Source organism: Hymenobacter coccineus (genome assembly GCF_001816125.1).
GTDB classification, from domain to species: Bacteria; Bacteroidota; Bacteroidia; order Cytophagales; family Hymenobacteraceae; genus Hymenobacter; species Hymenobacter coccineus.
Genome location: NZ_MDZA01000353.1, coordinates 1 through 232 on the forward strand (window position 1 = coordinate 1; position 232 = coordinate 232).

1 protein-coding gene is annotated in these 232 nt (G+C 75.4%); it reads right to left on the minus strand.

All coding sequences use genetic code 11. The features are described from left to right. Positions 1-196 (minus strand): hypothetical protein (locus BEN49_RS17285; protein ID WP_141765700.1); only part of this gene is annotated, 196 nt, incomplete at its 3' end. Between the last annotated feature and the right edge of the window lie 36 nt (positions 197-232).

Sequence of the window (232 nt, forward strand, 5' to 3'; positions counted from 1 at the left end):
CCCCAGCCAGCGGAAAATCGAGCACCTTGGGGCCCCAGCCGGGGTACTGCCGCCCCGCGGCATCGAGCAGAAACAGGGCCTGCGCGCCGGCCGCCACCACGTCGCGCCCGCCCACGCTCAGCAGCGCGGCCGGCCCCAGCCAGCGGAAAATCGAGCACCTTGGGGCCCCAGCCGGGGTACTGCCGCCCCGCGGCATCGAGCAGAAACAGGGCCTGCGCGCCGGCCGCCACCA